Origin of the sequence: Pseudoalteromonas holothuriae, assembly GCF_945859825.1 — a bacterium.
Lineage (GTDB): Bacteria > Pseudomonadota > Gammaproteobacteria > Enterobacterales > Alteromonadaceae > Pseudoalteromonas > Pseudoalteromonas holothuriae.
This window is the reverse complement of sequence record NZ_CAMAPC010000017.1, coordinates 63,229-86,153: the sequence shown is the minus strand read 5'-3', so window position 1 is coordinate 86,153 and position 22,925 is coordinate 63,229. Positions and strand designations below refer to the sequence as shown.

Here is a 22,925-nt window from a genome sequence, read left to right as displayed (position 1 = left end):
TCACCATGGTGGTACAAATTGTTGTTGGTTATTAGGCATGTTCAGTGCAAAGGACTGCTGTAGTTCAATAACCTGCCTGAGGTAAAACACGTTATCGCTCGGCTTTAAAAACGTATTCTTTTTAGGTGGTTGAGCAGCTGCCAAAAAGCTCTCTTCGTATAACCTAAACACTTGCTCGGTACTTGTACCAAGAATTACGGCGGCATCGAGCATAGAGAGTAGTAGATCACCCAAGTTTGGGTGTTTTTTCTTTGGGTTTTGCGCAACGAGCTTGGTTAAGAATGCAATGATGGCCAACTGCACCGTGTTGTAACCTTGCGAGCCAGCACAAGCGAGCTTGCTGTCCTTAAGCAAGCTACCGAATACATCATTGAATGGTGTGTGATTAAACGGCCTAAGCTGTTTTACTTTAGCAAGTTCAGCGGTTTTATTTAGTTCACTCTCAAACCCGCTGGGCCAGTTAGAAAAGTAGCGAACAAACAGTTCACTAAACTCACCGTCATCATAACTGATAGATTGCCACTGACTAAACCAAGCCAGAAGCCCGACAAGTTTTGCAACGGCACTACTTGCAAGGACATTTGTTGCAAGGGCATTTGCCAATTTTAAATCTGCTTGGTTTGCCTTTGCAGCTGGCTTGATCACAGCACCACACTCACACTCTAAAAACGCCTCAGACGCTCTGTAATCAATTTCAGCATTACATTGCCCACATATTCTAGTTAATAGCTGATTATGCTTATGACAGGCTTTATAGGCTTTTAAATGCCAAAGGTAAGGTATGTGCGCATCTTGCTTTAAACATTCGGTGCAAACAGGAATCCCAGACTTGCGAAGCAACTGACGAGGCACCAATAACCCACCACGAGAAACCGCCGTGATAGCACCAAACTGCGTATTACTGCGGAGCCAACACAAGTTAAGTAGCTCAGACGCTTCAACCCCTGCTAACTGCGCAACCAACCGCAGCGCCCGGACCCGAAAGTTACTCGATTGCGATGCCTTATACACATCAACCGATTGCAACTCATTTGGAAAAGCTCCCTCAAGCTCATAATCTTGCGTTACCAGCCAATCCCACAAAATATCGGCCATATCAGCAAAACCAAAGTAGCCATTGTCTTGAGACAAGCGAAGCAAATAACTTTCAATGGTTTCATCAGAGTAAGGAGTTGTTTGAGAAAGGAATTGCATTTAAAACCTAAACTAAGGAAAACTTAGTTTAGGTTTAGCTGAATACTTATTTATTGCAAGTTAAAAGGCTATTCGCTAGCTATTTTTTCAAGAATTTGAAGGCTTGTTTCACCCGACTAAGAAAGCTAGGAGTTTTGTTGTCATTATCTATGGCTTCCACATCAACCGTATTTGGCTGAACTTTAATGTTACTTATTTTTTCAAGTAAGGATTGAATGTCTGAGTTTTCATGATATCCCTGCACTGAAAATTTAAATTGATGCCAAGCCCTATCTAAACCTATACAGTTCTCAGGCAGTGTTTCAACCAAGCATCTAAACGGTCCGGCAGTGTATTCCAGCTTTACATAACTTTTAAGGGTTCCCGCTTTTATTTTTGGTATTAAATCTCTGATCTCTGGAGTTAAAACAACCTCTGCATGCTTGTACCCACGGCGTTTAGCATTCTCAACTTCTACTAGAAGATTATCCAAGTCTTTTTGGATAGTTAAAATGTCCATACCTTTACCACTTATTACCAATTTCAAACATCACTTTTATACACGCCATTCTATCAATGCTGATTGAACATCATATGCCAGTCTAAACTCTTTAATACATCGGCTTTCAAAGTGCTTAGGGTTATACCGAATACTACCTGCAAGTTCATCAATATATTTTTTACCATTTTTAGCGTAAAGAGAGGCCTCAGCATTTGATAACTTAACTTCCAAGGTAAAAACCCCAACCGTTCCAGCTATAACAGATATAAAGTGCTCATCCCCACACCGAAATAAAAGCCAAGACATATGCTCTTCGTCTAGAATCTCTAGTTGCTTCATCACTTTATTATTTCATCCTGATTGTTCCACTGTAGCTATTTGCTTGGTTTACTAACATCCAACACAAAAATATCGATAAATGTTTTTAAGGTCTCGGATAGCGACTTGGTAAGCTCATCTTTTAGTTCTTGACTTGAATTAATATTATGACGCTTTAAACCCGCAACCTTTTCATTTGGCCCAAACCATATCACAACATATATTCCTTGCTCACAGGCGTCTGGGTGAATTGTGTAGCGTTCCACTAATTGAGTGTTGATTGCTGTGTATATTTCTTTGTGCCATTGGCCTTTAGCCTCAATCACCAATAACTTTCGCTGGCCGTTTATTATTTTTGAAGCGGATAAATCAATTCTATTTTGATCTTTAGTTTGGTCCTCAGTTTCAAGGTTGACGTTGTGTTTTTCAAGTCTTGGCTTCAAGTACTCTGCAATAATCTCTACACAACGTACCTCATCATGGTGCACTACTGTATCGCTTTGGATCGTTTTGTAAAACCTATTTGCGGTATTGTACTCACCGCCATTAATATCTTTTTGATAGCATTCAAGTTCGTGTAATACCAGCTTTCTTAGCCCCTCAACGGTAACCACATCACATTTATTTAAGACGTTCACAACATTTTCTGGCGTTGGCGGCGTAAATTCCAGCAGAGCCTTGTTGCGTAAATGATATACTTGCATATTTTTCAAACTTTGATGCAAATCTGCAAAACGTTCATCTTTTAGAAACTTTTCAATAAAGTCCAAGGCTCTAGCATGTGAATCAGCACTTATACACCTGAGAGAGTCAACGAGATAGCGATAAGCTTTTTCTTCTTTTGGGCTATCAGAGCCCCAACCACTTGGTAAGGGAACTTTGGGCCAACTTTCAAAAAATGTATTAAAAAGCTCATACACTTTGTCGCTTGTTAGCATCGGCCAACCATCATCAAACCGGCGACCTAAACTTCCAGAAATGCTTTCAAATAGAAAGATAGAATCTTTATCCGTAACTAATGCATCAAAAAAGGGTTTCGCGACATTAATTTCTAGAAAGAAAAATGCCCTCACATACCAAAATTTACATTGCTCAAGCTCATTGTCAGTCAATTTAGATGAGTTTTGACGCGCTGCCCAATCGGTACTGCGACTGAAAATTAGTTGATTCAACCGAACTCGGTTTCCGTGCTGAGCCACTAAGTCAAACAATATATCCTGTGTATAAATACTTTGGCCTGTATAACAGCTTAACCACTTAAAAGATAAGGATGCTCTGAACTCGCTGAATGTATCATCATGTCGCAGTACTTCTATTTCTGGATGCTCACGCTTAAAATCTCGAAGTTGAGGCTCGATATAATCCCGTAAATATGCCTCTTTTGACGGTAAATCAGGAAATAACAACCTATCAATTTCTCTCTTTAAATACTCCCTTTCTTCATCGGATACTGCACGATGAAGCATGCTCAAATCCGTTCTTACGGTAGTAAGTACCTGATTAGGAATAGAGTCTAAACAACCTTGCTCTCTCACTGTTTGAATACAAAAAGCATATAAGACTATCTCAAGGTTAAATCTAGCCGACGTTGCTGCAAGCTTTTTAAGAGGTGGAATGTGTGGGGTAAGTGAAGAAAGACAATTCCTAATCGAATTGTGAACCACTTGCTCGTTACCAAATTCAATTGGTATTTGATTTGGTTCATTAAGAAAGTAATATGCAAAGTCCTGTAACAATCTAAAGTGTTGACCGCTAGAGATAAGCTCTTGATTATCAGCAATGTATTTAATTGTTTTTAAACGCTCTGCATTTCTATGTTTTTCATATGCTCCATGCTTTCTCTCCGACTTACCGTAACGCTTTCTAACATCTCGCCTAAACTGCTGTTCAGCTCTTTTACTCTCAGCCCACTTTGCCATAAAATTAGTATTTTCATTAGCTTGCCTACGCATTTTTTGCCGAAAATTATCGTCTCTTCGCTTGTATTTTTTCCATCGAAAATGGTGCCGAACAATAAAAATCGACCATAGCTCTGTATTGTTCGTTTCAAATGCATGATCAATTAAAAAGTCCACATCCTCTGCATATAAGTGCAACCCTGAGTGTAAGCCTGAGTGCGAATCCAATTTACTCTGAAGTGCGTAGCATTCCTTAGCACTCGCCAATGGTTCAAACAAATAGATAAAAATACTTCTTCGCAAGTCTGTGAGCTCCTTTAGAGCCTTGACTGACTGCGACTCATTCTCGGAACAATTAGCATGAAAATTTAAGTCTTTGACCCAACTCCAAATTCGTTTTGGGTCATATGGTGGGTTAGTTACCTCGAAGTAGTGGTCGAGCAATCGACCTACAATCTTACTGACACCTTCTCTGCAATAACACTCATAGAATTCTTTGCCGCAATTACATGCTAAGCCTTGTGCTAGTGAATCAAGCAATCTTTCAGTTGTTTCTCGTTCAAATGACTTAATAAACAATTGGATATAATAACGGCTCGCATGTGTGAAACTAATAAAAGGCTTTTCTCTATCTGTAGGATATGACTGCGCACAAGCTTTAAGGTAACGCAGTAAAAAATCAAAGCTAATTGCTTTAACTCCAACAACTGAAATCCCTTTTACGATAACGTCCAATTGCGAATGCCCCTTCGCAGCTATGAGCCTTTCAAATAAACTCATATAATCAAAGTTAGGAGAGGAACATAGGCACCGAATAGCAAGTGACTTTGAATTCAAATCTTCATCAGAATCTAGCACTATCTGAGTAAGTTCAGAGGTCAATAAATCAACAACTGTCGAGTTTTTGATAATTTCAAGAACAAGGTCTCTTAAATCCCCGCCACTATTTGACTTTAACAAGGGTCTTAAGTGTTCCGCCATCCCAATATCAAAGAAGTCTACGGTGCTAAACTGTCGCCAAAAATCACTTCTTCTAAAATATGGGTCTCTAGCTTCCACCTGCTGTAGCCTAGTTAAAAGGTATTTTTTTGATGATGGTGCAAGTTGTGAGGGATCTCCATTAGCCAAAATAGCATATGGATCGAGTTCAATAAGCTCTCTTTGTATGGACTGACTCCCCAAAGTTGCCATCCACCCAACCATTCCCCTAAGCTCATCTCTAACATATCCGTTAGCAGCAATAACACTCAAACATACTCTCAGAGTCAGCGGTTCATGATCATCAGTAATTTTTTGAACAAGATGCCTTGCAGCACAATATTCTGAAATCACCTTATGTACTGGCATGTGCTGATCCATATTATCTGAGGGCTTAAACAACTTTGAATCGATAATGTGTTTAATGTTCTCTTGATGCGCATGCAAAGAGTTAATATTAGGGAATAGCTTTTCTTCAGCGTGGCCACTCACACTTATACCTTCAGAACCTGAAAGTAAAATGCCAGCAAAGATTTCACTCGTAATACTAATTTTTTTAGAAAGAGGTAAACTTGATACCAAATGGTTATTTATTGATGGCCTAGACTCTTTCGCTAGACGTTCAACGGCTTTTTCAAAAATCGACTTTTTGTTTGCAAACTTTCGATTACTTTCGATGTACGCATTGGCAAACATGCCAAGAAACTGAGGGTTCGGTAACAGTACATCTAGATTAAAGCGTTGGACCTCATCATAAAACGCTTCAAAACTCTCGCTTGGCAAGTGTGAGTAGAAGAGTAGCTGTTGTTCTGCCTCATTAAACTCACTTAGCCTCACTACCAACGGCTGAGATTCAAAATACTCTTCAAATGCGTGTTGATTTCCATCACCCCATTCACTAGAACGACTGGAGATTACCAATTTTTTAGGCTTGAGTTCGTCGATTTTATCTAAAAGCTGGTAGATACCGCTGTGATTAGTTTGTGCAAGTTCATCAAACGCATCAATGACGAGAACCTCTTCATCGTGAACTTTCTGTGAGTTCACCAGTCTATTTGCTGAAACACGTTTTACTTTTAATTGGTTGGCCAAGCTTTTTAATAGCTCAGTTTTACCCGCACCAGGCTCTGCTAATACGACGATGTAATCAGCTGCTTGAACTAACTCATCCTCAGTGTACGTATTTGAGTCACTGGTAAGCGTACGTTTAATATATAGATCTGAGGTGCCATTATTCACCAATAAATAACTCTCATTGTTGTAGTTTTTTATTTGTCCGTCTCAGACTTTGACTCTAGTACAGTACGCTTAAAAATATCAAGCAACTTAACACGCTCAGCTTGTTCAACATTATTCCATGCACAAATTAATTCAGCCAAATCGTCTTCTTCACAATAAAAATAAGCCACAGGCACGCCCAACTCATCAGCAATACGCTTCATCGTCGTAAAATCTGGTGCATGCTTACCTTTTTCGTACTGGTTCATTCTTGCGCTGGCCGTGTTGGGCTCCATACCTAAAGCAAGACCAAGCTTCTGCTGGGTGTAACCAGCAGCTTTGCGGGCTTCTTTTAGGCGTAAGGGCGTTGGTGATTCCATGAGTACCTTAGCTACTAACTTCAATAGCTAAGATTCTCTTAGTATAGCGCCCACTTTGGTACTAAGGAATACTTAGTTAAGTAAGATGTATTTTTTAAGTATATTTTTAAGCCAACTGTAATAAAGAGCACAAGGAATGAAGAATTGCTCATTTTTGCTCACAACAAACTAGGTAAACTAGTCTCAATTAATGACGTTCCTAATGGCAAGTTATGTCAATGCACATGTCCTGGCTGTGATGATGAACTCGTTGCAAGAAACAGAGGAAAGATAAAAGCCCACTCCTTTGCGCACACCTCAAAGCCTGAGAAAAGCTCTTGCTTAATGACGGCTCTACATAGATTCGCTCAAGAATATTTAGCCGCTCAAGAGCAAATATTACTTCCTTCAGTTAAATATAAGCACATGGGTAAAACCAAAGTACGGCCTCCAAAACTCGTCAAAATATTACAAGGTTCGGTAGAGTCGCCCTTGGATAAATACAAAATGGATGTTGAACTGGAAACATCAGTGGGAAAAATATTCATTGAAGTTAAAGTCACTGCTAACTGTAGCGACGAGAAAGTAAGCTATATAAAAAGCAACAAAGTAGCGACGTTAGAAATCGACCTATCTCAATTTCTTGAGCAGTCCATAGAAGCTGTTATTGATGCGCTTCGCAATGTAGAGCCTTATTCGACTTGGATTTATAGCTGGTGTGATGAAGCTCTCAAAAATGAGATTGAAAAAGAGATCGAAGCCGAACGGGTCGCTGCTCAGCAAGCATTAGAACGGGAAATTAAGCGTAAAAAGACAACTGCCAAAAGAGCAATAAATAATCTAATTAGAAGTGGTACTATCGGTCTACCCGCAAAAGAGCTTCCATTTACAACGTTGATTGAGGCCAAGAAGTACCAATTGCAAGCGAAAGTACTCAATGCAGGCTCTTGGAGCTTTAATAACTTCCAAGTTATGATTGATACTGAAGATTATATTTTAGCAACTTGCCAAATGCTCAGCAAAAAAGGTAAAGAAGCTAATAAGCTATTTATATTTTTCCCGTATAGTGCTGAAGCGTTACGTGACTTTAAACCCATCCCTAATTCGGCGGTTTTATGCCGATTGTTTAGGAAGGGAAGCTATCCTTATAAGTGGCTATCATTTCCTGAACCAAGCCCACACAAACTAAAAAAGGCCCAAGACAAAGCTGAGCAGGCAAAAAGAGAATCCCTTGAATATTTCGAAAATTACTCATTATAAGAGAAGAGCAAGCCTTCAACTTAACAGTCTACCCTTAAAGTATAATCAAAACCTGACCATCACGAATGTACCAAAAGTGGACATTCAGTTATACGCGTTTATGCCCCAAAACGAGTTAACGTAAATGCTCTAAGGGCGACTTTGAGCGAGAAACAGACGCACTAGAACATTTTTGGACAAGAGGAAGCTGGCTAACCAGCTTTTCATCATTTCTCCAACCTTAATAAATGCCGAAAGATTGATTCGTAACGTCCGCTAACCTGAGAAGCGGAACTTAACATCCCGAGAAGCTTCGCCTTGTTTTCAGGCTTTAAGGTTCCTTCGATATACTTGACGTATAACCCGTGGATCGCTTCATGGTGTTTATTTTGGACTTGTAAGCCTATGTCGTTAATTGCGACGCCAGTTACTAGCTTGGTCTTTTCGGGAGGACTAGAGAACTCTTTATGATACTGATAACCGTAACCGTGTATTAGCTTCTTAACCTCCCAAATAAAAGCCCCAGGGACAACCTTTCCAGAAAACGTTAAGTCGTCAACATAGACCGTAAAGGTTATCTGATTAGTAGCGGACAACTCGCCTATTTTTTCAAACATCGGCAAAGACGAAAAGAACGCTAAGATCTGACTTAAAGGACTCCCCGTCGGGATATGACCATTAACACAAGCTAGATTTGTAAGTATTTTTGATACGTCAGGCGAACAGAATAAACAGGTTCTGAAAAACTGATAGACGGCTTCTCGTTTCGTCGACGGGTAATATTTCTTAATATCTAGTTTGACCAGCGCGGAGCCTTTTACGTGGGCCTTGGCGTTCGTTATATGAGATTTTTTCTTGATCCCTGAGTGGAGGTATTCAGGAGTTTCTATTCGCTGTAAGAGCTTAAATAGCCTCTTGTGGACTTGCTCTAAAATTGACTTCGGGACTTGGACTTCTCGGTCTTTTCCGTTCTTTTGGATAGTGAATATTCGGAAGTTATTTTCGTCTTCGGATAAGTTCAGTAAGACTTTAAGATCCATACCGAGTAACTCGGCTAGCTTCCTTTTTGCCTGTAATTTATATAAGGGCGATTGATCTATCGGATAACGGTTCCGCGTTCTCAGTTCTCATTCCTCCAACGATATAGTTATCTAGAGGTCCCGAGCCATCACCCTCGACGAGCCACTCCAAAAAGTTACTTATCGGGTCCTCAACCCATCTATAAAATCTATAGAGAGCCAAGAGTTTAGTTAGCCATTTACATGGCTTGACTAGATGTTTAACGACTTTACGTCGCCGCATTCGGGTCTGCTCTTCTTTACTTGGGTCGTCTGTATCAGACATAACGTTATCCTCATAGTTACCGGGGCGATTGCCACCGTCTCACGCGTAACTTAAGGACGGGAGAAAAGAACAGTTTTTACCCTCTAGATTCCAAGACCGTTCGTTTCTCACCGAACGGCCTGCACGTCATTCATTGGTACATGTCATAACGAGTAATACGACGACACGACGAACGGATGAGCGCGCAAAGTGTTAGGGTTTTATCCCCACGGAAACTAACGCTTCCCAATAGTGTGAGATTATTCCCGTTTTCCAAGTAGTAATATTATGGGGGCGTTTATCTATTAATCAACACTAGGGAGTTAAATTTCTCTAACTTATTTTGGGACATAAGTGAATTGCAGATTTCACTCAATTAGCAGTTAAAGAATTAGAAAAGGTATTACATTACCCCCAAATGGGGCGACCAAATTCATTATACTACTACACTTGGTGGGATCACATACTCCTGAACACCGGCAGCCGACAACAACGCATAAAAATCTGCGATCTTGGTTCTTTGCCCTCTTTGCTGGCAATAGGAAAAAATAGCCCTTTGTTTAGCGCGAGACAGCGCCACAAAAAATGTCGATAGACCTTCGGAATCGCCGGGTCGATACGACCACCAAGCATTGTCATCGATCCCCATAAAAATAGTTGTATCGAATTCTAGCCCTTTACTTTTGTGGATAGTCATAAGCGGAATATGGTTAGTGCCTTCAAACTCATCCAGCAAGCCTGTCCAAGAATTTTGAGTATCAACGCAGTTTGTAAAAAACTCTTCAAGTGCTGCCAGGTTTATTTCAAGTAGATCTCCAGTCGCGTAACGAGAAAATGTTTTCCGAAGATCATTCAAATCAATAAAGGCAATAATTCGTTCAAAAACGAGGCGAGAATTGTCTGGTCTAAACGATTGCCGCATCAAGTCCTTGAGCTCAGAAATAAATAATGCTAGTTGACGTTCAACCTGTCTCAGTGCTTTTTCATCTTCTTTGGTTGTATTACGAAGCAGCCGTACATCTGCTGATAATTGATTCCAAGCTTGCGCATTTCGATGCCCAAGCCCCAGTTTTAGCAGGGTAGAAAACAAAATGGTCAGTTCTTCGGCAAGTAAATCTTGTAATGTAGCTTGTCCTATTTTCACACTCTCATTTCGTAAGCTCAGTCCATGTTGAGCGAGATAATGAGATAGCTGTTGTTCATAATCCTCTGGTTTTTGGCGTACCAGAATAGAGTAGTTTCTTGGGTTCAGTGATCTACCTTGCATGTCATTGGCTATCCAATGAGCCAAATGAGCCGCCTCCTGATTTACGTTGTAACTACAACAAATCCAAGCGGCATCACCAGAAATTAAATTATTATTGCTTGTCTGAACCTCTCTCACTTCATGGTCAATAGCTCGTGCAATAACATGTTGTATCCTGACCAATTCAGGCGAAGAGCGGTGATTTAGAAGCAGAGAATGTCTCTGTGCCGAAAAGTCAGCCTCAAATTGATGAAACGCATCACCTTTAGCACCGGCCCAAGCCATTATTCTTTGCTTATAATCTCCTACGACTGTTACTTCAACCTCACTTGACTTAAAAACAGAAGATAGAAAATCATATTGAGCAAAAGTGGTATCTTGGAACTCATCCACAAAAACAATAGGGTATGATGCTCTAATAGATCTGTGAACATGATCGTTAGTGCGAACAATACATTCAGCAAGTCGGTTTAGCGCCAGAAATGACACTCTGGAAATACCGTCAGCGTAATTTATCTGCTGGCTTAACCAAAAATCTAAAAACTCCTCCTCCAACCATAACAATCCGGAGTCTCCTATCCGCACACTCCCGATAAACTGATTCATGTTTTGGAGTCTTTGCCTAATGTTATAGATACCCACCGCATTGCCAAAATTATTTCTGAAACTACTAATAAGCGACTTCTCTTGGCGAAAAGTTGGAAAGGATATTTCATATCGCTTTGATGGACGATGACGCTCAGGCAAGGCCATGCGAAATCGATCTACTAAATTCTTAGTGAAAGCGTCAAAAGTCATCGAGACAAATCGATTACTAAGTTCTTCTGGGCAACGCTCTTTCACTCTATCTGCGAGATTTTTTGCGGCATCAGTCTTAAATGAAATGGCCAGAATTTTTTGGTTTGGTGGGCATAGGCCAGTCTCAAGCAAATATGCAGCCTTTTGCGCTAAAAACTCTGTCTTTCCTGCACCTGGACCAGCGATAACGCTTGTAGACTCTCGTCGACTTAGTGCTTGCCAAGCATTTGGCTCAAGCTCGTCGATCCCTTTGGGCTGCCAGTGATCGGATTGAATAAACTTCACCCTGCCCCCTAGCTTTGAAGAGCTACGTGAATCGACTGAACCAAAGCTCGCAGTTCTTCTGGCGCGTACTGGGCCAACTGATCTGACGGAATAGTCCCAAGCACTCGGATGTGTGTGCTAGGTTTACCTCTTCCTAAGAACAGATACCTGTACCAACGTAAGTCAAGTACGTCACCTGCGTAGAATTCTGGGTTTCCTTCATCTCCCATAACCGCACTACTGGGGTCACCTCGCATCGATGGTCCATTAGAGCTTTCATCTGGGGCAACTCGATATTGATCGGGAAATGCTTTCAGCATCGAATAATCAATGTCTAATGGGCTTGAAAAATAGACATCGTAACGCCTGAGAGCGTTAACCCAAGATCTAATGTTGGTCCAATCAGGAGCAGGACAAGTATCGAATGCAGCAAGATTATGTTGGTATCCTAATGGGTTGAGGTATTGCCCAAATATCTCACCTGGGGCGACTCCATACTCTATCAACTTGGCGACTGCGTTCTTGATCCTTCCCCAGCCACCGCCATGTCGCCCCCAATCCAGATCGAGTAATGTAATAAAAGGGATCTGTAAATCTGTTAGCAAACGCCACATGTGATTCACGTGACGTCCCCCTAACGGAACCATGGCGACAAAAGACTTGTCAATTGGTACACCCATTGCTTCTGATATTGCGGGAAGAATTACCTCCTCGGAAGCCCCCTCACCAAGAACCACTACCTTAGCGAAATACAACTCTGGATAGGCTCTCACCGCCTGCTGGATGTACTTTGCTGCTTCATTCTCTTCATCGGGTAAAGTCAGTTGACGAACGACGGTGGTGTTTGATTCTGTTGCTAGCCTGAAGTGCCTTACTTGCTTTGGTTGGATTCTGGCCAGGATGCTAGGCGAATGGCTGGATAGCACGGCCTGTGCTCTTAAGCCATGCGCCAGGCTACTGATCTGACTTGTGATTCGAGATAGATAGTATGGGGCTAGGTTATTCTCCGGCTCCTCAAGCGCCAAAATAGTCAACGAGGGCAAGGGCAAATCTGCACCGAGAAAATCTTCACTCTCTGGTTGGGCTAAGATTTCAATTTCAACATCGAGAGTGGCTGAAGTCATTGCAATGTGAAACAGCGAACTTTGGCCGTCACTTAGTTCATCAATGCTCCGATCTCGCCCACTTTCATCTGGGTGTAGCAGTACCTCTACCTTGCGAACAAATTCTTCAAAGCGCAGGTCGACCGGACGAAACTTCGGTGTGCTATCAGTTCCAGCAGAATGCAGCTCCTGCCAACGCTCAGTGAGCTTTTCAGTAACGGTACTAATCGCATTTTCACCTTCAAAGGATTCATTTAACTCTGTGGCCTTTTGAGTAAAAGATGCTCGAACTTGTTCTGACCAGTTAATAGCCTTCCAAAGTCGGCCTTTCAGAAAGGCTGATACCTGAGAAACTGCACATCGTGTAGCTGGGACGTAAATCAATTGGATTCGAGAACGATCCGCTGGACGCACGTTGCAAAAATCACCCTCTTCAGGCTCACCCCATGTCGTAACCGCGCGGAACTGGCTCGTAATGTAACCATCTATTGAGCCATCATCTTCCCATTCCGCGTCCAAGCGCAAACGGCACTTCAATTTGCCGCCCTCATCTGTAACGCTCATATGGTGAAAGAAGTCTGGTATTACGGAGTGATCTCCGTCTTCATCATTCAGTTCAGGGAAAGCGACAATGGCTTCAAGCGTGAGAGTTCGCTTACTTGGTATTTCTGCTTCCAAAGAGGGAATATGAAAATCCTGACGACGGATCGTCCGCTGCTCGTTGGATATGCCGAACATTCGTTGCAAAGCCTGCATCAAGACTGTTTTCCCAGCACCATTTGCTCCAACCAGGGTGGTTAAATCCGGATCGACAGCTATGCTCTGACCTTCTGGTCCAAAGCTTCTAAAGTTCTGTAGGATTATTCTCTCAATATGCACAGCAGGTTCCCTCTTCTAAATATCCACAAATTTGGATGGGGCTTCTATTGTAAACTTTCAACTGACAAAGCACGGCCATGTTATCGCGGATCGGTTACTGGATCAAAAACGACCACCTTGGGGGGCCGTAATAAGAGTAACGTTGAAGTCGCTTCTAAGTAGTGTTATCAGGTTGGTTATACCCCTGACAGCTGTTTCCAGACTCTACGATAGTCATCTCCAGACATTGAAACACTGACGTCGTATGCCAAGGTGAGAGCAGGTAAAGTCATCACAAAAGCTCTACCTTAATGGCTTTATCGAAAATTGACGGCATCAGCGCTTCTAGCTCAAATGAAGCGGACAGAGGCTGAAAGTAGTTACGCTTCAAGGTCCAATACTGGCACTGCGCCGTCCTTTCGGCTCTGACTCATCTCTGTCCAAAAATGAATTAGATCGCCTGTCCGTTGTTCTCACAGCTCATAGCTGACTTAAAAAATAAAAAATCCACTTTAATCATATATAAATTGCATTTGGAAATTAGACTTTAAGTTAAACTTAACTATAAGATTCACTTCTTCAACAACCGCACCAGTGGCACCTTCTTACAAAACTGGGTATCAATAAATGGGTCTTCATCTTGAGGTCCATCAGGTTTAAACGTGGAATACTGTTCCACCTCACAGCCTTGAATTTTATTAACGTTCATCTCAAATACGTTGTCAAGTTCAGGTCTCCAAGCTTTAAATGCTGAACTTAAGCATTGCTTGTTGAGCGTTACAGCATCGTTTATTAGCGCTTCAGTAAGTGCTGAGTCTAAGAAGTTTTTCAGCTTTCTAAGGCAGCCATTTGAAATGGCAAAAAGTGATAATGCGATATCCAAATCCTCAAAACGAGGCTTGTCTGAAAATGGTAGTCTATTTGCAAACCCTTTCAGCACACGAATAAAAAGTTGCAGCTCTTCTTTCTTTGAGATTTTAAAGTAAGGAATAAAGCGACGAATAAAAATACGTGATGACCACTGAGGCTCATCGGCTATTTGGTCTATCCAAGGCATACCGACTAATACGATAGAGATCCCTGCTTTTTCATTGATGTATTTAAACTGGTTAGCGATGTCTCGGCGCTTTTTGCCTAGGTTGTTTTCAACAAGCTCTTGAAACTCGTCAATAATAATTAGCTCCGTACCTGAGCGCTTTAATTGCTCGACTAAACTTTCAGCCAACGCTATTTCATTGCCATGTTTAAGTCGTTTGCTAGATTTAGCACCAAACTGTCCAAGGTCGTGTAGCAACTGCTTTAAGGTGGATTCAATGGATGGGTTACTCGGTATGCGGCTTAGCAGTACAGGAACTTTGCGCCGGCCATCCGCAAAATGCGGTGGGTTGTTATCATAGTAATGTTCAATCAATGCCGATTTACCACAGCCAGTATCACCACTTAGCATCATGCATGGCTTTTCACCTGCAAGGTCGTGATGCAAACGCAGTTTGTCGAAATCATTTATTATGGTCTTTGGTATGGTGTATTCAATAAACACCGCTTTGAATTGATCGAGTTTTGCCTTTTTAGCCTCAGTCAGCATAACTAAAACGCCTCAAGATCTGAGACAAAGTCATCCCAGTCATCATCGTCTTTTTTAGGCTTAGTGTCAGCGGGGGTTGGTTCAGCTTGCTTTGCCTCAGGCATTTTAGCAATAGATTTGACTTGAGTATTGTCTACGCCCTGCGCCCTAGCAATTGCTTTGGTGCCAGTAACCTTAGTTTTTGACCCTACATTTTTAAGCTGTCGCGCCTCTTCTTTCACTCGCTCATCAATAAATTGCCGCGCCTTGGCAAGTCCCAGCAGATCCACTTTACCTTGAATGTAGTCTCTGTAAAATTTAAGGTGGATTTTATGTCTGATCAGCGATAATTCCATTGTGTAGCCCTCGGAGTCAATGCTTGGCACTTTTATATAGTGCTCTAGCGCATCTAGGTAGACATATACATACGACAGGTCATCTGGGTTTATTTTTACTTTAACCTTTATGCTCTTTTTGGGGCTGTATCGCTTACGATATAAAGAGAGTTCGTCACTGTCATAGTTAATATGTAGATTTTTAATACCCCCTTTGCGCAATGTTTTTTCTTTCGCCATGCACATAACAACATCAAGCTTGTCTGTATCTTGCTCTGTTAGCTGAGCTGGAGGCAGTGCAGTAAACCCTTTGTGCCAGTCTTCACAGGGAATGTATCGAAACCTTGCGTCTGCTGATTGGTGATGTACGTCAACAATCCACTTATGAAACAACATGGTAAAGGTGCCAAAACGCAATATGGCATCTTTTTTCGGGTTATAATCGTGCCTTGCGAGCATGTTTGAGAATGTTTTACCGGGAAATGGCGACAGCATCATTTCGTTAATGGTTTTAAAAAACTGCTCAACGAAGGGCTTAAGCCAAGGTTTGCCAACAGGGTTATAGCTAATATTTATGCCAACCTCTTCACACGCAAGTTCTAATGACTGACACCAAAATTCGGCACCATTATCAACCACTAAAGTTTCTATCTTTCCACAACATGGCCATTCATTGACGACTTCTGGATAGGTACTTTTAAGATAGCTTTTTGGCTTCATCGCATGATTAATCGCTCTGCGCACAGCATCATAACCTGGACTCTGAAAACCGAGATAAAAGCCAACAACACAGTGGCTATAAACATCGATGAGCAAGGTTAAGGTTGGTCTCCCTAATGGCACATCAAGTTCATCGTCCAATAGAATGAGATCCAGTGGTGTATGGTCTATTTCAACACGCTCAAGCACCCTAGTGGGCCTTTTATGGCTCATCACTTTGTTATATTCAATATCAGCTAAACGTTTGCCATAACGTTCAAGCATCACCTCATACTGAGGTAAGTTATCAATGCGATTTTTAAACGCTTTATAAGTAAGTGGTTGTAGTGGCTCAGCTAACACTTTTTCATTTTCTAAAACGATTCGGTCGCAATAAAAACGATGTGCTGATGCAACATTCGGGATCTCTTTGGTAAGATAACGCGTGAGAGCAAGTTCAAAGAATTTATCTGTGTCGGTACGAGCTTGGCGGTTGCCCTTGCGATGATGCTTTGGGATCAAAGCGTGAATGTCTTCTTCGGCCTTAATATAGTCAGCGTGCCAACCTGCAACCGTGCGCCACTTTGGCTTTTCTTGCCCTTGAAATTCAGTCATTTCAGCGAGTAGTGGTGCTAAGTTTTTCTTCGTCCAGCCACCTACTAAGCGTTGTTTCAGCCACTTGATGTATTTAAGCCGAGCAAGTGTGGCATCTTGCACTTCCTTGGGTAGTGACTCTAAATCACGAGGTTGAGGGTTAGGCTCTTCCGCTTTAGCGGTTTCAGCTAACTTTTGCGGTGCTTCCTCAAAGCTAAACTCGTCTTCAAACTCCATTAGTCCAAATCACCGACTCTAAAGTAAGTTCTGTGTTTAAGTCTGAATTAACACTGCCTAAAGACAATAAACGATATACAGAGGCAAGTACCTCACCGATGGAGGCTTTTAGGGTCATTACCAAATCTTGAATAGTAAGTTTTCGCCACTGATTAAGTAGCTGAATGATGGAAAGCTGAAGATCGGTTAAAGACTGAAACCCCGAGTAACGATGAAGCAACTTTAAATTATCTAAGGTTGGATAAACACGAATTTGTTTATCGGTGACTAATATCAGCTCTATGCCAATTTGCTCTTTGGCAACCAACTGCTTTTGTGCAAAGCGTGCTCTAAATTCAGGATTTGCGATTTTACTGTAAGGCTTAACTTCAATATATCTTTGCGGCTTCTCATGGTGCGTAATCAAAAAATCAGGCGTGTAACGGCAAACTCTGCCTTCAAACTCATATTCAAACCCTAGTGGTTGTGCTTCAAAGGTTTTTATTTCACGAGAATATTCAAAGTGAAAGCATGCATCGAATTCTAAGGATGATTCAACTAAGCAAGTGGCTTTGTTCTTTTGACTTGCAAACTTGTAGAGGTTTTTAACTCTGGAGTGCTTTAGTTTACGCCTTATCATAACCATCACCGAATATGTGAGACGATTTAAAAGTAGGCTATGCAGGGTTATATTTCAATTTTTATGCGGGGTTTTACTACAAATTTGCAGACTTACACTACAAACAACAAAAATAAAGAGTTGGGTGGCAGTCTTACCAGCCACATCTCGGCACACAAATCACACGCTGTGGCTGCTCCCTTCCGGGCCTGACCAGATTCACCTGCTATTGTTGCGAGAGGACCAATAAGACTACCATTGAGGGCCTTGTTTGGCGCGGAAAGGATTATCTCTAGTTTCGAGTTGAGTTTCAAGGGAAAACTCACTTATTCGTACTGACTGCTTAAACATCAAGCAGTCAGTGCAAAATACTTACTGTGCTAATGACTTTTGTAAAGCGCTTAAACGTTGTTTTACTCGTTCCATGTTTTCAGGGCCCATACGTAAAAACTGCTTTTGCGCCTCAGATAGTTGCTCCCATTCTGGGTAGGCATAGCGATAAGTCACTGAATCTTTAATCAAAGGTACATTATTTTTTGGTATTGGCGTGCTAAGTAACTCGCTAATTGCTTTATCTAGCGTGCCATTAAAGTCATTCCCGTCGTAGCCAATCTCTTCATATGCTTGCGCAATCAACGGCTGAAACTTATTAAGCATACGCACAATTTGCGCCGTACTCATGCTCGATAGCATGTCAACATAAGGCGTGTAACGTTCAAAACTATTTGGGTCAGTTATCACAATGTCGTCTTCAAGTGCCATAAATGGCTCTTGGGGTTTTTTAACTGGCATGTGCTTTTCAGCAATTTGACCTTTAGCTAGGTTTTCAACAAATACCACACCTCGGCGAACCATGTCATCGCTCACTATCAGTGCTAAGGCTTTTTCAGTCATAATCTCAGCCACCGTTTGTTTAACTACTTCATCGCTGTTATCAAGCGATGGTAACTCAGGCTCACTTGGTGTAGCTGGTGCAACTTCAATTGGTATTTCGTTACGGTTTGCTGAAGCTGGTATTTCAACTGTCTCTGGGGCCTCTGCTGGCTCTTGAACTACAGGCTTTGTTTGAGCAGTGTTAATATGCTCGGTATATTGTGGTTGCTGTTCAACCACGTCTTGAGCATACTTTGCATTATCTTGCTTTGTCTCGTCTTGCTTGGATAAAACAAATATCAATACGATCCCAAGCGCGACCACAACGGTGGCGGCAAGTAATAGATGACTACGCGATGGCTTAGCTTTTTGAGGGTGTTCTGAACCAGACTCTGACATAACAGCTCCATAAAATTGGCTTGAAAAACAATATTCTTTTGAATATTTAAAAATTAAAACATAAAGTAAATGTTATAGCACTTATAATGCGATGATAGCAGGACTAATTCTACTGACGAGCAATATAGTAAAAAGTTCATTGTTTTTCGAGGATTTATGAATTTAAAACAACGCCAAGCAAACCGCCCCCCTGTTGCCCTATTACTCACTGGAGGTGGCGCTCGTGCTGCATATCAAGTAGGGGTATTAAAAGCACTCGCATTGAGTATGCCACGCACAGCGCCTATTCCAGTTAAAATAATTAATGGCACATCTGCTGGTGCTATTAATTCAGCAGCCTTAGCCTGCTATGCCTCTTGTATGCATTTGGCGGTACGCAAAATAGAATGGGTGTGGAAAAGCTTTCACTCTCACATGGTTTATCGCAGCGACTTTATTGGTGCATTTGGTCACTTGCTGGGAAATATCACCCGTAGTTTCCAATCAAGTCACTTAAATCACCCACCAGCGAGCTTATTAGATAATTTACCGCTTCGTAGCTTGCTTGATGATGTATTAGACCTATCGCGAATTGACCGCAATATTCATAAAAACTATTTAGATGCTATATCTGTCACTGTGTCTAGTTATTCAACTGGTCGTTCTGTGGCTTATTTTCAAGCAAAAAACGCAAAACCATGGCAAAGAGCCAAACGACAAGGTGTATCAGGCAAAATATCGTTAGATGTTCTAATGGCATCCAGTGCTATACCCATGGTATTTCCCAGTGTGCGGGTAAAACACCATTACTATGGTGATGGCTCCATTCACCAATTATCTCCACTGAGTCCTTCAATTCACCTCGGTGCAGAAAAAATTTTTGTTATTGGGGTAGAGCAGCCAAAAATCAGCTCTCCTTTGGGATATGAGCCGCACTTTCCTGGCATGTCGGCTATTGCCGGTCACTTATTAGACAGCGTATTTAGCGATACACTACAATCTGATTTAGAGCGTTTAGAGCGTGTTAACCGCACCATTGGCCTTTTACCTACCCAAGCAAAAAGTAAACACAAAGAGCTAAAGCCTATCAAAACGTTAGTAATTAACCCAACAGACAACTTTAGAGATATTGCTGAACAATATTACGACGATATGCCTATGGCTATTAAGCTGCTACTGCGATCAATTGGGGTTAAACGCCATTCAAGCTCAAGTTTAACCAGCTATTTATTGTTTGAAAAAAATTACACACAGCATTTAATCGATATTGGCTATCGAGACGGCATGGCAAGGCTCGATGAGATTAGGCATTTTTTAGAATTAGATGATTAACACCTAACCATTAAGTAGGTATTGCTCAGCGCGCTCTACGCGTCGTGGCTTACCCTTAAGCAACAAAACATCGTTAGCTTGCAGCACCATGCTTTGCTGCGGAGCTGCAAGCTCTTGTCCATTACGACGCAGCGCTGTAATGGCCACTTTCTGTTTATCTAACATCAACGTTTCTATACTTTTATCAACAGCAAATGCCGACTCCGGCAACGCCATCGCATGCAAGTATTCAAGCCTGTCTATGTTCTCGCCTACTGGCTCTTGGTCATCACCGGCAAAAAAACCATGCAAATACTCATAACGATTATGTCGCTCTTTACTTACTCGCTTAAATATTCGCCGCATTGGTACACCCGACATATGCAGCACATGCGATACCAACATCAAACTCGCTTCGAGAGCTTCTGGCACCACTTCAGTTACGCCCAAAGCTTTTAAATCATCAAGGTGACTATCGTCAGTAGCACGCGCTAATATTTTTACGTTGGGTGCAACCCGCTTTATTGCATCAATCACTTCATGGCTTTGATTAAAATCAGAGCATGTAATAATCACTAATCTTGCTTTATCTACATTAGCCTGTTTAAGTAGTGCTTGTGAGCCTGAGTAGCCGAACATGACTGGCTCTGCAGCTGTTTGCGCTTCTTCCACCAAACGGGGGTTACGCTCAATGGCAACATACGGTATAGCTTCAGGTTTTAAAAACCGAGCAATCGTTTGACCAACTCTCCCATACCCCAAAATAACCACATGATTGCTGAAGCTATCGTTCAAAATACGTTGATTAAAATCATGCTTGTATCGCTCTCCATTCACATTGAGCTTTTGCAATATAATAGGTGTGCAGTCTATTAAATAGGGAGTCACCGCCATTGATAATACCCCTAGTGCAATTAAAAATGACGCACTATTTGGCTCAAGCAAACTGTGCTTACCTGCAAGCGCAACCAATACAAAACCAAACTCCCCCATTTGCCAAAGAGAAATACCCGCAGCCAACGCGTCTTTTTTACGCTCACCCATAAGCTGAGCAAGTAAAGCAATAATCAGTACCTTTAACAATAACAGCACTGCTAACGCTAAGATGATAAGGCCTATCTTATTGACTACATAAGGAATATTTAGCTGCATACCAACTGTAACAAAAAATAGCCCCATCAAAATATCACGAAATGGCCTAATCTCTGCCTCTAACTGGTGACGATACTGGCTCTCTCCCAGCATCATGCCAGCAAGAAAAGCGCCCAATGCCATAGACAAGCCGAACAAATATGTTAACCCACCCGCACACAGTGCAACCAATATAGTAGTCAATACAAACAGCTCATCGGTACGCACCGACGCCACTTCATTAAATATTTTGGGTAACAGCCATTTACCTATAGCCCACAGCAAAAGGCACACAAACGCTCCTTTAGCCAAGGCAAAGGTCAGTGCCCCCATCAACACCTGATTATCTGATTGAGCAATTAGCGGTAAGGCAATTAATAGAGGAACAACAGCAATATCTTGAAATAACAAAACGCCAACTGCTAACTGACCGCGTCGTAAATTAAGACTACCACTTTCTTTGAGCATTTTTACAACCACGGCAGTCGATGACAACGCCATTAAGCTGGCAATAATAAAGGCACTTAGCCAATCATAGTTTAATGCTTTAACGACAAACATACCTACAATCGTGGTGATCAAAACTTGCAAACTACCCAACCCAAACACCAAGTTACGCATCGCCATTAACTTAGGAATAGAAAACTCTAACCCCAAACTGAACAACAAAAATACAATACCGAGTTCAGCAATAAAGTGCATTTCATAGCTCACGCTCATCCAGCCGATGCCATAACTACCCGCCAACACGCCAGTAACTAAATAAGCCAAAATGGCTGGCAAGCCAACACGCTTAAACAGCCACACTAAAATCACTGCGGCAAGCAATAAGGCAAAAACCTCGGCAAAAATACTCTGCAAGCGGCCTCCAAAGCGTCAAAAATATGAAAAGTATAAAAAGTGCATGCCATTAACTATAGCAAGCGGCTGTTTTTCAGCCAGTTTAATTTATTGGCACAGTTTTCGCTTAATATCGGTAAATAGTAGTAGTTAGGGGAATACTAAATGGAAAATGTCCATATTTTGGCTCAGCGTATATCAACACGCGGCGATTACTTGCCGTTTGATTCTGAACAATTTGTAAAGCGTGATGCGGATCCTATCCATAAACTTGTTGAGCAATTACAAACCACGTTACACATCGATGAATTACTTACTGTATTTGCTGAACATGCACAACGTATTATAAAACTATCTGGTTTACAGTTTCACTCCTCTTTGGGCATCGCCCAAATGCATAATAGTGACAACCAATACACTCCCTATAAATTTGACTTGATGTTAAACGAAGAGCACCTAGGGCAGCTAGTTTATTTTTGCCAGTATCAGTTAAGCGATAGCATTAAGGCAAAACTATGTCGACTTCATAACGCGCTTTTATACCCGTTACGTAATGCTTTAACATACAACCGTGTTTTAAAACTAGCCACTAAAGATGCACTCACTGGGTTAAACAACCGCTGTGTGTTTACAGATAACTTAGCCCAACGCATTGAGCGTGACCGCCGTTTGCAAAGTCGATTTAGCCTAATGCTGCTAGATTTAGATAATTTTAAACAAGTTAATGACTTACATGGTCATAGTGCGGGTGACGAAGTGTTGGTAAGATTTGCTCACATACTAAAGGAATGTGTACGCAGTACAGACTCAGTGTATCGATTTGGTGGAGATGAGTTTGCAATTATTATTGATGACCCAGAGTTTACCACCAATAAAGTCATTGCCGAACGAGTAATGCATGCAGTAAGGCATTGCCACCTACTGTCAAAGCTTGCTGTTACAACCAGCATTGGTTTTACTTTATCAGCAATGCACGATTGTGAAAGCAGTATTTTTGCACGCACCGACAAAGGCTTATATAAAGCCAAAGCCGATGGGCGTAACTGCGCTAGAACGGCTTAAATTCGATTTCGGCTCAGCCCCCTAGC

General features: G+C 41.7%; 16 protein-coding genes and 1 other RNA gene. 3 read left to right on the top strand and 14 right to left on the bottom strand.

Annotated elements, in window-relative coordinates:
- The 5 genes from OCI93_RS16920 to OCI93_RS16900 form a co-directional block, all read right to left on the bottom strand.
- A complete protein-coding gene (locus OCI93_RS16920; RefSeq protein WP_261626881.1) occupies window positions 1–1,194 on the bottom strand; it encodes a TniQ family protein in 1,194 nt (397 codons plus the stop codon).
- A gap of 79 nt (window positions 1,195–1,273) precedes the next feature.
- Window positions 1,274–1,693: a hypothetical protein gene (locus tag OCI93_RS16915; protein ID WP_261626880.1), complete on the bottom strand. Its 420-nt coding sequence runs from the start codon at window positions 1,691–1,693 to the stop codon at window positions 1,274–1,276.
- Between the two features lie 36 nt (window positions 1,694–1,729).
- On the bottom strand, window positions 1,730–2,017 hold the full coding sequence (locus OCI93_RS16910; protein ID WP_261626879.1) for a hypothetical protein: 288 nt from the start codon (window positions 2,015–2,017) through the stop codon (window positions 1,730–1,732).
- A 32-nt stretch (window positions 2,018–2,049) separates the two neighbouring features.
- The gene (locus OCI93_RS16905; protein ID WP_261626878.1) at window positions 2,050–6,108 is read right to left on the bottom strand and encodes an NACHT domain-containing protein; all 4,059 of its coding nucleotides are present in this window, start codon (window positions 6,106–6,108) and stop codon (window positions 2,050–2,052) included.
- A 29-nt stretch (window positions 6,109–6,137) separates the two neighbouring features.
- Window positions 6,138–6,467, bottom strand: coding sequence for a helix-turn-helix domain-containing protein (locus OCI93_RS16900; protein WP_261626877.1), 330 nt, complete (start codon window positions 6,465–6,467; stop codon window positions 6,138–6,140).
- 144 nt (window positions 6,468–6,611) lie between these two features.
- Here OCI93_RS16900 and OCI93_RS16895 point away from each other — a divergent pair, with 144 nt between their 5' ends.
- A complete protein-coding gene (locus OCI93_RS16895) occupies window positions 6,612–7,706 on the top strand; it encodes a hypothetical protein (protein ID WP_261626876.1) in 1,095 nt (364 codons plus the stop codon).
- A 206-nt stretch (window positions 7,707–7,912) separates the two neighbouring features.
- On the opposite strand, the gene OCI93_RS16890 is transcribed toward OCI93_RS16895, so the two are convergent.
- From OCI93_RS16890 to OCI93_RS16855, 8 genes are all read right to left on the bottom strand, one after another.
- The gene (locus tag OCI93_RS16890) at window positions 7,913–8,725 is read right to left on the bottom strand and encodes a reverse transcriptase family protein (protein WP_261626875.1); all 813 of its coding nucleotides are present in this window, start codon (window positions 8,723–8,725) and stop codon (window positions 7,913–7,915) included.
- 719 nt (window positions 8,726–9,444) lie between these two features.
- The gene (locus tag OCI93_RS16885) at window positions 9,445–11,337 is read right to left on the bottom strand and encodes a UvrD-helicase domain-containing protein (protein ID WP_261626874.1); all 1,893 of its coding nucleotides are present in this window, start codon (window positions 11,335–11,337) and stop codon (window positions 9,445–9,447) included.
- 8 nt (window positions 11,338–11,345) lie between these two features.
- Complete coding sequence (locus OCI93_RS16880) at window positions 11,346–13,298, bottom strand: ATP-dependent nuclease (protein ID WP_261626873.1); 1,953 nt, start codon at window positions 13,296–13,298, stop codon at window positions 11,346–11,348.
- 550 nt (window positions 13,299–13,848) lie between these two features.
- The gene (locus OCI93_RS16875) at window positions 13,849–14,862 is read right to left on the bottom strand and encodes a TniB family NTP-binding protein (RefSeq protein ID WP_261626872.1); all 1,014 of its coding nucleotides are present in this window, start codon (window positions 14,860–14,862) and stop codon (window positions 13,849–13,851) included.
- Between the two features lie 2 nt (window positions 14,863–14,864).
- A complete protein-coding gene (locus OCI93_RS16870; protein WP_261626871.1) occupies window positions 14,865–16,706 on the bottom strand; it encodes a Mu transposase C-terminal domain-containing protein in 1,842 nt (613 codons plus the stop codon).
- A complete protein-coding gene (locus tag OCI93_RS16865) occupies window positions 16,696–17,325 on the bottom strand; it encodes a TnsA endonuclease N-terminal domain-containing protein (protein WP_261626870.1) in 630 nt (209 codons plus the stop codon). Before OCI93_RS16865 ends, OCI93_RS16870 begins: the two co-directional genes overlap by 11 nt.
- A 131-nt stretch (window positions 17,326–17,456) precedes the next feature.
- Window positions 17,457–17,553, bottom strand: an RNA gene (gene ffs / locus OCI93_RS16860) — signal recognition particle sRNA small type.
- A 123-nt stretch (window positions 17,554–17,676) separates the two neighbouring features.
- Window positions 17,677–18,576 carry a DUF3014 domain-containing protein gene (locus tag OCI93_RS16855; RefSeq protein ID WP_261626869.1) on the bottom strand — a complete coding sequence of 300 codons (900 nt, stop codon included), beginning with the start codon at window positions 18,574–18,576 and terminating at the stop codon, window positions 17,677–17,679.
- Window positions 18,577–18,732: 156 nt separating this feature from the next.
- Between OCI93_RS16855 and OCI93_RS16850 the strand changes: the two genes are divergently transcribed.
- Window positions 18,733–19,887 (top strand): patatin-like phospholipase family protein, encoded by a 1,155-nt coding sequence (locus OCI93_RS16850; protein WP_261626868.1) that lies wholly within the window; start codon window positions 18,733–18,735, stop codon window positions 19,885–19,887.
- 3 nt (window positions 19,888–19,890) lie between these two features.
- Here OCI93_RS16850 and OCI93_RS16845 read toward each other — a convergent pair whose 3' ends face one another.
- Complete coding sequence (locus tag OCI93_RS16845) at window positions 19,891–21,858, bottom strand: monovalent cation:proton antiporter family protein (protein ID WP_261591822.1); 1,968 nt, start codon at window positions 21,856–21,858, stop codon at window positions 19,891–19,893.
- 144 nt (window positions 21,859–22,002) lie between these two features.
- Between OCI93_RS16845 and OCI93_RS16840 the strand changes: the two genes are divergently transcribed.
- The gene (locus OCI93_RS16840; protein ID WP_261591821.1) at window positions 22,003–22,899 is read left to right on the top strand and encodes a GGDEF domain-containing protein; all 897 of its coding nucleotides are present in this window, start codon (window positions 22,003–22,005) and stop codon (window positions 22,897–22,899) included.
- Window positions 22,900–22,925 lie beyond the last annotated feature (26 nt).